This window comes from Flavobacterium cyclinae (assembly GCF_021172145.1).
GTDB classification, from domain to species: domain Bacteria; phylum Bacteroidota; class Bacteroidia; order Flavobacteriales; family Flavobacteriaceae; genus Flavobacterium; species Flavobacterium cyclinae.
Window position 1 is genome coordinate 2,538,479 of record NZ_CP089095.1, and the last position, 12,368, is coordinate 2,550,846.

At 32.2% G+C, this 12,368-nt stretch carries 11 protein-coding genes and 1 pseudogene; 4 read left to right on the forward strand and 8 right to left on the reverse strand.

The annotated features are described in order from the left end of the window. Nucleotides 1-181: 181 nt before the first annotated feature. Both LOS86_RS11640 and rlmB read left to right on the forward strand, forming a co-directional pair. Complete coding sequence (locus LOS86_RS11640) at nt 182-1,843, forward strand: BamA/TamA family outer membrane protein (protein ID WP_231842256.1); 1,662 nt, start codon at nt 182-184, stop codon at nt 1,841-1,843. 146 nt (nt 1,844-1,989) lie between these two features. Then, nucleotides 1,990-2,724: a 23S rRNA (guanosine(2251)-2'-O)-methyltransferase RlmB gene (gene rlmB, locus LOS86_RS11645; RefSeq protein ID WP_231842257.1), complete on the forward strand. Its 735-nt coding sequence runs from the start codon at nt 1,990-1,992 to the stop codon at nt 2,722-2,724. A gap of 447 nt (nt 2,725-3,171) precedes the next feature. On the opposite strand, the gene LOS86_RS11650 is transcribed toward rlmB, so the two are convergent. After that, nucleotides 3,172-3,924, reverse strand: a complete 753-nt coding sequence (locus LOS86_RS11650) for a rhomboid family intramembrane serine protease (protein WP_231842258.1) — start codon at nt 3,922-3,924, stop codon at nt 3,172-3,174. 241 nt (nt 3,925-4,165) lie between these two features. Between LOS86_RS11650 and LOS86_RS11655 the strand changes: the two genes are divergently transcribed. Continuing rightward, nucleotides 4,166-5,443, forward strand: coding sequence for a replication-associated recombination protein A (locus LOS86_RS11655; RefSeq protein ID WP_231842259.1), 1,278 nt, complete (start codon nt 4,166-4,168; stop codon nt 5,441-5,443). 56 nt (nt 5,444-5,499) lie between these two features. Here LOS86_RS11655 and LOS86_RS11660 read toward each other — a convergent pair whose 3' ends face one another. From LOS86_RS11660 to radC, 7 genes and pseudogenes are all read right to left on the reverse strand, one after another. Further along, nucleotides 5,500-6,225: a hypothetical protein gene (locus LOS86_RS11660; RefSeq protein WP_231842260.1), complete on the reverse strand. Its 726-nt coding sequence runs from the start codon at nt 6,223-6,225 to the stop codon at nt 5,500-5,502. Nucleotides 6,226-6,227: 2 nt separating this feature from the next. Beyond that, entirely contained in the window at nt 6,228-6,920 is a 693-nt protein-coding gene (locus LOS86_RS11665; protein ID WP_231842261.1) for a YjjG family noncanonical pyrimidine nucleotidase, read from the reverse strand. A 50-nt stretch (nt 6,921-6,970) separates the two neighbouring features. Further along, on the reverse strand, nt 6,971-7,462 hold the full coding sequence (locus LOS86_RS11670) for a hypothetical protein (RefSeq protein WP_231842262.1): 492 nt from the start codon (nt 7,460-7,462) through the stop codon (nt 6,971-6,973). Next, nucleotides 7,455-8,714 (reverse strand): ABC transporter permease, encoded by a 1,260-nt coding sequence (locus LOS86_RS11675; protein ID WP_231842263.1) that lies wholly within the window; start codon nt 8,712-8,714, stop codon nt 7,455-7,457. Before LOS86_RS11675 ends, LOS86_RS11670 begins: the two co-directional genes overlap by 8 nt. Further along, a complete protein-coding gene (locus LOS86_RS11680) occupies nt 8,711-9,340 on the reverse strand; it encodes an ABC transporter ATP-binding protein (RefSeq protein WP_231842264.1) in 630 nt (209 codons plus the stop codon). Before LOS86_RS11680 ends, LOS86_RS11675 begins: the two co-directional genes overlap by 4 nt. Nucleotides 9,341-9,808: 468 nt before the next feature. Next, a pseudogene (locus tag LOS86_RS11685) lies at nt 9,809-10,468 on the reverse strand (superoxide dismutase); the annotation flags it as partial. Nucleotides 10,469-10,812: 344 nt separating this feature from the next. Continuing rightward, nucleotides 10,813-11,496, reverse strand: coding sequence for a RadC family protein (gene radC / locus LOS86_RS11690; RefSeq protein WP_231842265.1), 684 nt, complete (start codon nt 11,494-11,496; stop codon nt 10,813-10,815). 204 nt (nt 11,497-11,700) lie between these two features. Here radC and LOS86_RS11695 point away from each other — a divergent pair, with 204 nt between their 5' ends. Then, nucleotides 11,701-12,348 (forward strand): DUF1287 domain-containing protein, encoded by a 648-nt coding sequence (locus tag LOS86_RS11695; RefSeq protein WP_231842266.1) that lies wholly within the window; start codon nt 11,701-11,703, stop codon nt 12,346-12,348. The last annotated feature ends 20 nt before the right edge of the window (nt 12,349-12,368 follow it).

Sequence of the window (12,368 nt, forward strand, 5' to 3'; positions counted from 1 at the left end):
AAAAAAGAAAGACAATCACTTACTAGCCCCGATGGGAGCAAACTACCATGTAGTGAGGACAGCGGGAATACGGTTAACAAAAATTCCCAAGCCTCTTGCTCCTGCATCATTTTACAACAACAACTAAAGGAATTAAACTTTTAATAAAATTTATTTTGCTTTTTTTCGTTTCTTTACAACAATGAAATTCATTTATATTTTTATAACTTTTTTTTGTTTCCAATTGACATTGGGACAAAATTTCTATTTAAAAATAGCTGGGACATCAGAAAAAGAACATAAAACAATTGATAGTTTACAATACCAATCAAAACACACAAGTGTTGCTTCAATATTAGAAGAACAAAAGAAGTTTGAAGAAAAACTAACCCATCAAGGTTTTTTTGATTGGTTTCTTTTGGAACAAAAAAAAGTAAATGATAGCAGTTTTCTATTTAAATACCACTTAGGAAATAGGATAAAACATACCTATATATATATAGGTAAACTTTCAGTAGAAGAAAATTCACTTTTACAACTTGAAAAAGACACTCTTATTGTAGCTACAAATGAAGTAGAAAATTTCATGCAAAGCAAAATAGCATTGCTGGAAAAAAAAGGTTACTCATTAGCTAATATCAGACTAACTAATCATCGTAAGTTCGAAAATAAGTTAATTTGCGATTTACTATTGGAATTAAACTCGAAACGAAACATTACGAGTTTAGTAGTAATGGGTTACGATAAATTTCCAATTGGAATAAAAAAAGCTATAACAAGAAAAGCAAAAAAAGCACCTTTTAATCAGGAAAATTTAAAACAGATTAATGAAACTTTTGACAAACTTCAATTTGTGAATCAACTCAAATATCCTGAAATTTTATTCACTACCGATTCTACGAAGATTTTCGTTTATGTAGAAAAATCGAAACCTAATAAATTTGATGGTTTCATTGGGTTTTCAAATGACGATAAAAGCAAATTAACTTTTAATGGCTATTTAGATTTACAATTGCAAAATATATTTAATACCGGAGAAAAATTTAATTTGTATTGGAAAAACGATGGCAATAGACAAACTTCATTTAATATAGGAACTGAACTGCCGTATATTTTTAAAAGTCCTTTTGGAATAAAAGCAAACCTTAGAATTTTTAAACAAGATTCCACTTTTCAAAACACTGTTACCGATTTGAATTTAGGTTACTATTTTGCGTATAACACAAAAGCTTTTATTGGTTACCAAAAAACCACTTCTGTTGATATTCAAAACACAAATTCATTAAGCATGAATGATTTTACTAATACGTTTTTAACCTCAAGTTTTGAACATCTTGAAATAAATCCAAACAGTTTTATCTTTCCTGAAAAAGCAAAAGTTTTTGTGAAATTTGGAACCGGAAATAGAACCATTTCCTCTCAAAAAAAGAATCAATTTTTTACTCAGTTAGATGTCAACTATTATTTTTATCTAAATCCTAAAAACAGCATTTTTGTTCGAAATCAAACTTTTTATTTACAAAGTGATGATTATGTAATTAATGAATTATTCCGATTTGGCGGCATCAATTCGATTAGAGGTTTTAACGAAAACAGCTTACAAGCGAATGCTTACACTGGAATAATTGCAGAATATCGTTATTTACTAGCTTCTAATTTGTATTTGCATTCAATTACAGACTTTGGTTATTTCCAAGACAAAACATCTGATTCACAAGACCGATTATTAGGATTAGGATTTGGGTTTGGATTATTTACCAAAAATGGATTATTTAATTTGGTTTATGCCAACGGAAGCACAAGTGAACAAACCATAAAACTCTCAAATTCAATTGTACATGTTAGTTTTAAGACGAATTTTTAAGATTAAGCCACGGATTTAATGATTTTCACAGATTACTTACCATTGCAATATTTTAAAAATCCAACTAACATTTTAATCCGTGAGAAAACCAAACTATTGAAAATCAAAATCCGTAATAAATCAAACTAAAATCCTATCTTTGCCCCATGGAAAAAGACAACCAAATATTCGGGATTAGGGCGATAATTGAAGCAATTAACGCTAAAAAAGAAATTGATAAAGTTTTCATTCAAAAAGAAGCACAAGGCGACTTGATGCAGGATTTGATGAAAACGATGAAAAGAAACAACATCAATTTCTCCTACGTTCCTGTTGAAAAACTAAACCGATTAACTCCAAATAACCACCAAGGTGCCGTAGCAACCATTGCTCCTATTTCTTTTGTTGCATTAGAAACTATGGTGGAAAGTGTTATCGAAAGTGGTAAGAAGCCTTTATTCTTAATTTTAGATCAACTATCCGATGCGCGTAACTTTGGCGCTATCATCAGAACTGCAGAATGTACAGGTGTTGATGGAATCATTATCCAAAAACAAGGTTCAGCTCCTGTGAATGGTGATACGGTTAAAACTTCTGCTGGTGCGGTTTTTAATGTGCCAATTTGCAAAGTAGACCATATTAAAGATGCTATTTTTTATTTGCAAGGAAGCGGAATTAAAACCGTTGCGGCAACTGAAAAAACAGAACAACACATTTACGACATCAACTTCAATGAAGGCGTTGCCATTATTATGGGTAGCGAAGACAGAGGTGTGAATCCTTCAGTATTAAAAATTGTAGATGAAAAAGCAAAATTACCAATGTTTGGGACTATAGAATCGTTGAATGTTTCAGTGGCTTGTGGTGCTTTTTTGTATGAGGCGCTGAGACAGAGAATGTAGTCGGTATTTAGTTTGGAATTCAGAAATAAATATTCAATGAAAGAATTAAAATGAAAAAATTAATTGAGCAACCATTCAATCAAAGGTTAATCTACTTTTCAATATTTTTATTGTGGATTTTCTTTGGATTAAATTTTGTTCAATACAAAAATGACTGTCCTTTTCTAAAAATAGATATTCAATACTTTATAATATTCCCAACACTAATTTTATTTATACCAATCTTTTATATTAAAAAATTCACTTGGTTTCTTACATTTAGTTTTTCATTATTTTATACAATTTGGACTTCGCTTAAAATTATTGTAGATAACTTAGAAAACGTAAGCCAACCACCTATGAAAAACAAATATTTCGACGATGTTTTTTCTCTTTTAATTGTTATTATTTTAATAACAATAAGCTATTTAATTTTCAGAATTAAACCAAAAAATAGTTTTTAAAAAATTAATTTTTCTTTCCCAAAAACTCATAAACCACTTTCATTGAAGAAGTAAAATACTCTTTTACCACTTCTTCAGGTTTTGGAGGCGGATTAAAATTTCCTTTTTCGTCGAAGTTTTTCATAAAAGGATCGAGTTCGGGATTGAAATCGGGTTTTTCCCATTCGTAGAAAATAGGTTTAGAAAATTGAGGTGTTTTTAGAACTAAAGCTAAAGCCAATCCTACAATAAATCCTGCCAAATGACCTTCCCAAGAAATACCTTCTTTTACATTGGGAAACATATACCAAACGCTTCCACCGTATAAAATTACGATGGTGAAAGATAAAGCTACCAATCGGTAATATTTGGTAAAAATACCTTTGAAAAAAATAAAACTCACCAAAGCATATATTAATCCACTAGCGCCAATATGATAACTTGGTCTTCCCAATAACCAAGTTCCTAATCCTGAAAAGAGAATTCCTAAAAACAAAACCACGAACGATTGCTCTTTGTAGAAATATCTCAATATTGGCAACAACACTAATAAAGCAACGGAATTATTTGCCAAATGCTCAATATCGCCATGTAAAAATGGACTAAATAGAATGCCTTTTAATCCATACACTTCTCTTGGATAAATTCCAAAATGCGACAAATTATGCTGAAATTGCAATTCGTACCAAAAAACCAACCATAAAGTCAACACCAAAAATAACGGCAATAAAATGACTGCTTTTGTGAACTGAAAAGGATTATCGTGTTGTTTTTCCATATTGAATCGAACTCAAAGATAAAGCCAAAAAGATAATTATGAAATTATGGCAGACTTATTAAAACACATAGACACATAAGTTTGACTTTGGCTTAAAAAGGCGTTACACTTGACATAGTTCAAAAAGCAAAATCTATATAATCTTAAATTAATGAAATGCCTTTAATCAATAATTTCTAAACCTATGTTTCTATGTGGTAAAAATCTAAAAAAGAATCGCATATTTTTGTAATTTTACGTCATGAATCAACCATTAGCCGAACGCATTCGCCCACAACAATTATCGGATTACATCAGCCAATTGCATTTAGTTGGACCTGAAGGGTCGTTAACACAACAAATTGCCAAGGGATTAATACCGAGTTTGATTTTATGGGGACCACCAGGAACCGGAAAAACCACCTTGGCGCAAATCATGGCACAAGAAAGCAAACGTCCGTTTTACCAACTGAGTGCGATACATTCTGGTGTGAAAGACATTCGTGAAGTAATTGAAAAAGCGAAACAAAGTAGTGGTTTATTTACAGCCAAAAATCCGATTTTGTTTATTGATGAGATTCATCGTTTTTCAAAATCCCAACAAGATTCTTTATTGTCAGCGGTGGAAAAAGGTTGGGTTACTTTGATTGGTGCTACTACAGAAAATCCAAGTTTTGAGGTTATCCCCGCTTTATTGTCAAGATGTCAGGTTTATGTTTTAAATGCGTTTACCAAAGACGATTTGGAAGGCTTACTACATCGCGCTATGAAAACCGATGTGGAACTTCTAAAAAAAGAAATCCATTTAAAAGAAACTGAAGCATTAATGCGTCTTTCAGGTGGCGATGGAAGAAAGTTATTGAATATTTTCGAATTGGTAGTTAATGCAACTGACGGTGATACAATTGAAATTACCAATGATAAAGTAATGCAATTGGTGCAAAAAAATACGGTGTTGTATGACAAAACTGGCGAGCAACATTACGATATAGTTTCTGCTTTCATCAAATCAATTCGAGGAAGCGACCCAAATGGTGCGGTGTATTGGTTAGCTCGAATGATTGAAGGTGGCGAAGATGTAAAATTCATTGCGAGAAGAATGCTGATTTTAGCTAGTGAAGATATTGGAAATGCCAATCCAACAGCTTTGATTATGGCGAATAATACGTTTCAAGCGGTAACTACAATTGGCTATCCTGAAAGTAGAATTATTTTGAGTCAATGTGCGATTTATTTAGCAACCTCTGCCAAAAGTAATGCAAGTTATATGGCAATTGGAAAAGCACAACAAATTGTAAAACAAACAGGCGATTTACCAGTTCCTATTCATTTACGTAATGCACCTACCAAATTAATGAAAGAATTAGGTTATGGCGAAGAGTATAAATACTCACATGATTTCCCAAATAACTTTGCGGAACAAGAATTTTTACCAACTGAAATTTCAGAAACAAAATTCTTTGAACCAGGAGAAAATGCACGCGAAAAAGAATTACGTCAGTTTTTAAAGAATCGATGGAAAGACAAGTATGGCTATTGATTAGTGATTAGTGATTAGTGATTAGTGATTAGTGCAAAATTACTTTTTACTTTTTACTAAAACTTAACCTCTACTTGCTCCGAAACTAATTTTTCACTTTCATAGTATTCGAAAAACCAACTGTTATTTTTCTTTAATAAAACTCCAGATAAAGTTCCTTTTTGAGCAATAAAGACGTTTTCTAAAGAAGAAGCTTTTACAATCATTATAGTTTTTGGTTCAGCATCTACCAATTTAAATCCATTTGCTATTGGAATAGCAAAAAGTTGACTTTCAGTAACTGCTGTTGGATTAGCTTTAGGTTTATCTTCCGAAATAACTACTACAACAGGCACTTCCACAGATTCAATCACTTCGATTTCTTTTGGTTTAAAATCCAAAAGGCCTCTCATACTTATTAATGCAGCTCTAAAAGATTCTTTATAAGCCTTTTCGTATTCTTTATCTCTAGATTCTCCTTGTTTACTGGTTACTATAGTTTTGTTTTGACAATCTTTTAATTCAAATAGAATTTTTGTATACAACATATTGCTCTTTTCTATAACATTTAAAAATAGTCCAGAACATCTGTTAGCAGCTAAATCAGAAGGAAATTCTTCAGTATCATAAACTACAGTGAAACCTTCACTTTCAAAAAACGATTTTGTAATAGCATTCAAATTGTATTTGTTTTCTTCCTTAAAAAAATGAAATTTTTTAGGTACAATTACATATTTATAACTTTCTTGACCTAATGAAAACAAACTCATAAATAAAACCAATAACAAAACTATTTTTTTCATCTTTATAATATATTTTTTAATTCTAATAAATGTGTTACTTGAAAAACAGGTCTTTCAACTTTTATATTTTGTTCATTAAAAAAAACTGCATCTATTCCTGCTTCTTGTGCTCCAATGATATCCGCTTCGAAACTATCTCCAATCATCAAACTTTCTTCTTGTGAAGCTTTAGCCAAAGATAAGGCAAAATCAAATATGTTGCGATGCGGTTTTTTAAATCCTGCCATTTCTGAATTGGTAATGGTTTCAAAATAATGATCAATTTTGGAATTTTTCATTTTCTTGGTTTGAACCGACGCAAAGCCATTCGTTATTATATGCAATTGATATTTAGGCTTTAGATAATCTAATAACTCAATTGCACCATCAAACAAATGATTAAACTCAGGTAAATATTTGATGTATTCTTCGGATAAATGATGAATCATTTCGTCTGAAACTTCAAAATGTAACGCATCAAAAACATCTTTTAAACGATAATAACGTAAGTCCTCGTGTGAGATTTGATTCACTTGATACAATTTCCAATAATGTTGGTTTCTTGGAATATAAATATTTAGAAAATCTGATAATTCAATTTCAAATCCTTGTTGTTTGAATATAGCATCAAAAGCAAAAGCAGAATTTTTATCAAAATCCCAAAGTGTATGATCTAAATCGAAAAAGAGATGTTTTTTATGTTGGAATGAATGCAATGTTATATGTTTGAATGATTAAAAAAAGCCCAAACGAATGGGCTTCAAAATTATTTACTTTGAGAGATAATTACGGCGTCTTCGATATGGTAAATCCAATCTTCCACATCGGTTTCATTATATCTAAAAGTTCCTTTTAAGGTTACGTACGTATCGGTTTTTAACTTTGGAAAAGCACCACCTTTGAATTTGATACCTGCAATTGTTTCTGGACCTGATTTTCCACAAAAGAAACAAGCAGCGAATACATTTTTACTCAACGCATAATTTTTGTTGTCAATTGGTACAATAAACCCGCTCATAATAACCGGTTTCTTTTGCATCATCTTCAATTTCATGTTTACTTGTGGGAATTCTACTTCACCATAAGTAGCATGTTTTTTACGAATGTATTTGATGTCGCCTAACAATTTCCAAGTTAATGTATCAGCAGCTACTGATGTTTTATTAGCAACTTTTACACCCGAAGTTGTACTATCGGAAAAGCTCATCATCGAAATAAAAACGATTAAAGCTAAACTTAATTTAATATAATTACGCATTGGCTAATGTTTTTGAAATATTTAAATTGTATGCTTTTATAGCTGGAATTAACGCTGCAATAAAGCCCACAAATATAGTTAGTAAAAATAAAGTTCCTTCTTTCTCCCAAATAAATTCGTATGGATTAAAACTCATTTTGAAATCTTCTTCGGCTGAGTTGGACAACATACTTAGTCCTACTCTACCTAAAATCGTACCAAAAATAAATCCAACCATACATAAAAGTAAACTTTCAATCATCACGACTTTTAAAAGCTGTAATCTTTTGGCTCCGTTGACACGCATTAAAGCAAACTCATTTTCGCGTTCTTTTAAAGTATTGTAAAGTGCGATGAAAATCGAAATTCCTGAAATCAACATGATTCCGTATGCCAAATATTGTAAAGCTGAAATTCCAATTCCGAATAAAGAAAACAAACGATTTACCTCGATTGCAGGTGAAGCAACTTGCATTTTGGTGTTTTGTGCGATGATTCTTGGCCAAGTTACAATTCCCATTTTGTTACGAAATTTTAATAAAACCGCTGTGATTTCCATTCCAGGTTCATCTAAAGTCATGTCTGCTTCCTCGTGATGTACTTCACCTTCTACATGAACGTGACCTTCTTCTCCATGCGCTGGATTTTCTTCTTCACCATGGCTTCCGTGCATTTGCCATACACTTGGAATCGTACATAAAATCAAATTATCGACCACTTTCCCGGTTGGTTTTGCAATTCCGACAATTTTATAGGCATAATGGTCATGAACTTCTCCTTCTGCCGCATCACCGTGTGAACCGAAGAACTCATCTCCAATTTTTAAACTCAATTTTTGTGCGATATCATTTCCAATTACGACTTCAAAATTCTTTTCAAATAGTTGACCTTCCGAAATTTCGGCTCCATATTTTTCTAAATAATCGGGTGTTGTTCCTAAGATTTTATATCCACGGTAATTGTCGCCAAATGCTAATGGAATTGCTTTTTGAACAAATGGATGTTGCATCCAAACTTTTGCCGAATCGTAACTAATATTTCCCGTTGGAGCATCCACTTGGTAAACCGAAGATAATATCAATTGTAATGGACTTCCTTGTGCTCCCATTACTAAATCAACTCCATCAATGTTACTTGAAAATTTTTCTTCAAATTGTTTTTCGACCAAAACTAAAGTCGTAATAATCGCGACACTTGAGGTTAGCAAAACAACACTCAAGATGGTATTTAATGGTTTGAACCATATATTTTTCCATGCTAATTTTGCTATCATATCAAGGTAATTTTATTGATAAATCTTTCTTTAATTCGGTTATCGTGCGTAACGATTAGCAAAGCAGCTTTGTATTCTTTTGACAAAGAAGTCAACAATTCGATTACTTTCTCCGCATTTTTATCATCTAAACTTGATGTGGGTTCGTCTGCCAATAACACTTTTGGTTCGTTCATTAACGCACGTGCTATCGAAACACGTTGTTGTTGACCAATACTTAATTGCGATGGCAATTTAGACGCTTGGTTTTCAATACCTAATTGTTCTAAAAGTTTTTTCGCTCGTTTGCTATGCTTTTTACCTGTTGCCAACCAACTTGCCATTTCCAAATTTTCCAAAACTGTCAAAGCGCCAATAAAATGCGATTTTTGAAAAACCACACCGATGTGCTTCCCACGAAATTTATCGGTTGCTTTTTCTGAAAGTGATACAATATCGGTTTTATCGATTTCGATTTCGCCTGTTTTTGGTTTTAACAATCCTGCTAAAATATGCAAATACGTAGTTTTCCCTTTTCCAGAATCACCTGTAATCAACAAAGTACTTCCTGCTTCACAATACAAATCAGGCATGTGGAAGAGTTGGTCTTTTGAGTAGGAAAAAGTGATGTTTTTGGTGCTAATCATAGTTCATCGAACATTAATTTTAGTGTTGCAAGATAAGAAATTGGATAGAAAAATTTCTTAAATAATTTCTAATAAAAAAACCTTGTGATTATGATTTATCACAAGGTATTTATATTTTAATCTCAAATATTATTCTTCATCATGAGTACACAATCCTACAATCGTATGAAAAGTATCGTGTAAACCGTTTAAAGCTTTAGTAATTTTTTCATCAGAAGCTTTAGCTTTTACTAATTTATCTAATGCTTTACTGTCTTTAGCCAATTTATTTACTGCAGCCACAATTTCTTTTTTATTGAATTGCGCTGGAATTTTAGCCATTTTTAAAGCATTTGCTTTTTCAGCCATTTCAGCACTTCTTTCTTTGATTGGTTGTAAGTTTCCTTCTTCACTTGGATGGAAAGTTTGCGACATTACTTTATGAAAAGCTTTGATCTCTGGCCAAGAAGCAAAAGTATCTGGTTTTGGCATTGCTGCTTTGTATCTTTTGCTAACTTCTGTCCAGTTTACTATATTCCATAAAGCAGATAAATAATCACCTCTTTTGTTTTGATATTTTAAGTAATATGCATGTTCCCAAACGTCAATTCCAAAGATTGGAGTTCCTTTTACTTCTGCAATATCCATTAATGGATTGTCTTGATTTGGAGTTGAAATTACAACTAATTTTCCTTCTTTAGTAACTACTAACCAAGCCCAACCAGAGCCAAAACGACTTGCTCCAGCCGTATTTAATTTCTCTTTCAAAACATCCAAACTTCCGAAAGTTTCATTAATAGCTTTTTCTAAATCAGCCGACATTTTAGTGTTTTTCTCAGGTGTTAAAACCGACCAAAATAGCTCATGATTATAATGTCCGCCACCGTTATTACGAACCGCTGCAGGCATTGTAGAAATCTTTGCAAAAATTTCGTTTAAGCTTAATTTTTCATCAGCTGTTCCTGCTAAAGCAGTATTTAAATTTTTAACATAAGCCGCATGATGCTTGCTGTAATGAATTTCCATAGTTTGTGCATCTACAAATGGCTCCAATGCATTATAGGCATAAGGCAACGCTTTTTGTGTAAATTGAGCCGATGCTGTCAAAGTCACTAAAAGTGTAGCAACTAAAAGTTTTATGTTTTTCATAATATTTTAATTTTTGATAAAAATACGGCTTATCGATTAGATAAAAAATTAAGAATTCTTAAAATTTCTATAATTGTTGGTTTAAACGCAAAGAGCGCAAAGTTTTTTCGCAAAGTTCGCAACGGAAAATAGTAATAAATGTGTTTAAAATAAAAATCATACAACACTCCTAATTCCGATAACTATAGGAACCTCAAGGGGACAATCCTTCTTTAAACTTTTTACTTAATCTTTTTTTTAAGATTCTTATAATTTTCAAGCATATACTTTTGCATTCTTTGCGAAAAACCTTCGCGCTCTTTGCGTTAAAAATCAAGACATATGCAATTATTTGTTTAAAAAAATCAAAAAATTCCTTCATCTTGAAAACTCAAATAGCCGTTTTCAGTAATAATAAGATGATCTAAAACCTGAATTTCTAAGGTTTGTCCTGCTTCTTTGATTCGTTTGGTTATTTTTAAATCGGCTTCACTGGCGATTAATTTTCCTGAAGGGTGATTGTGGGAAAGGATTAAACCCGTTGCATTTTGTTCGAATGCCATTTTGAAAATTAAACGAATATCTACAACTGTTCCGGTGATGCCGCCTTTCGAGAGTTGGGTTTTGTAGATGACTTTATTGGAGTTATTGAGATATAATACCCAAAATTCTTCGTGAGGCAACTCACCAATAATGGGCTGCATGATATCGAAAACCGCTTTGCTAGAAGTAATTTTTTTGAGTTCGACAGCCTCTTCAGCTCTTCGTCTTCTTCCTAATTCTAGTGCAGCAGCTATGGAAATAGCTTTGGCTTCACCAATTCCTTTGAATTGCATAAGTTGAGAAACCGACATCTTCCCTAAAGTAATCAGATTATTTTCGGAGGAAGCTAAAATACGTTGGCACAATTGTACCGCACTCTCATTTCGAGAACCAGAACCAATTAATATAGCAAGTAATTCGGAATCAGATAAGGTAGATTTACCTTTAAGAAGAAATTTTTCACGTGGGCGATCGTCTTCGGCCCATTGATTGATTGGCGTGTACATAAAATTTTATTTTGGCGTTTATAAGAACAAAAATAATTGAAAAAAACGAAATGGCAAAATTATTGATGGGTGATGGAAGATGGATGATGGATGATAGATGATGGGTGAAGGAAGTTGGAAGTTGGAAGTCGGAGGATATTTTTCAATTTTAGAAGGATTGATACTAAATTCAGTTGAAAATACGTTTTTATAAAAAATTAGCACATGAAATTTATTGGAATTATTTTATTGTCTTTTTTATTTCTGAATTGTAAAAAAGAAACCTTTAAAACGGAAATAGCGCAACAGATTGAATCAAAACCGACAACCCAAATTATAGAAAACCCAACTGATTTCTATCAAAAACTATCCAATGCAGCGATTTCGATAATTGACCCAGAAGTGGTTTACACACCGGATTATGTTGGGATAAAATATCCAAATGGTGATGTTCCTGCAAAAACGGGTGTTTGTACAGATGTGGTGATTCGTGCCTATAGAAAATTAGGAATTGATTTGCAAAAGGAAGTACATGAAGACATGAAGGCAAACTTTTCTTTGTATCCGAATTTAAAGAAATGGGGGTTGAAAACTACCGATAAAAACATCGATCACAGAAGAGTTCCGAATTTAGAAGTTTTCTTTGCTCGAAAAGGAACAACTTTACCGATTACTCAAAATCCAAACGATTACAAAGCAGGTGATTTAGTTACTTGGATGATTGGGGATAAATTACCACATATTGGCATTGTAACACATATAAAATCAGAAAATGGTAATCCTATGATTGTACACAACGTAGGAAGTGGACAAGTTTTAGAAGATTGTTTGTTGAGTTGGAAAATTGTGGGACATTTTAGATATGAGAAATAAAGTTCTTTGTTTTAAATTAT

Excerpts from the sequence above, each read along its gene's own strand:
- LOS86_RS11660 (WP_231842260.1), bottom strand. The coding sequence starts at position 6,225 with ATGAAAAAAATAGTTTTGTTATTGGTTTTATTTATGAGTTTGTTTTCA.
- LOS86_RS11650 (WP_231842258.1), bottom strand. The coding sequence starts at position 3,924 with ATGGAAAAACAACACGATAATCCTTTTCAGTTCACAAAAGCAGTCATT.
- LOS86_RS11640 (WP_231842256.1), top strand. The coding sequence starts at position 182 with ATGAAATTCATTTATATTTTTATAACTTTTTTTTGTTTCCAATTGACA.
- LOS86_RS11695 (WP_231842266.1), top strand. The coding sequence starts at position 11,701 with ATGAAATTTATTGGAATTATTTTATTGTCTTTTTTATTTCTGAATTGT.
- LOS86_RS11680 (WP_231842264.1), bottom strand. The coding sequence starts at position 9,340 with ATGATTAGCACCAAAAACATCACTTTTTCCTACTCAAAAGACCAACTC.
- radC (WP_231842265.1), bottom strand. The coding sequence starts at position 11,496 with ATGTACACGCCAATCAATCAATGGGCCGAAGACGATCGCCCACGTGAA.
- rlmB (WP_231842257.1), top strand. The coding sequence starts at position 1,990 with ATGGAAAAAGACAACCAAATATTCGGGATTAGGGCGATAATTGAAGCA.
- LOS86_RS11655 (WP_231842259.1), top strand. The coding sequence starts at position 4,166 with ATGAATCAACCATTAGCCGAACGCATTCGCCCACAACAATTATCGGAT.
- LOS86_RS11670 (WP_231842262.1), bottom strand. The coding sequence starts at position 7,462 with ATGCGTAATTATATTAAATTAAGTTTAGCTTTAATCGTTTTTATTTCG.
- LOS86_RS11675 (WP_231842263.1), bottom strand. The coding sequence starts at position 8,714 with ATGATAGCAAAATTAGCATGGAAAAATATATGGTTCAAACCATTAAAT.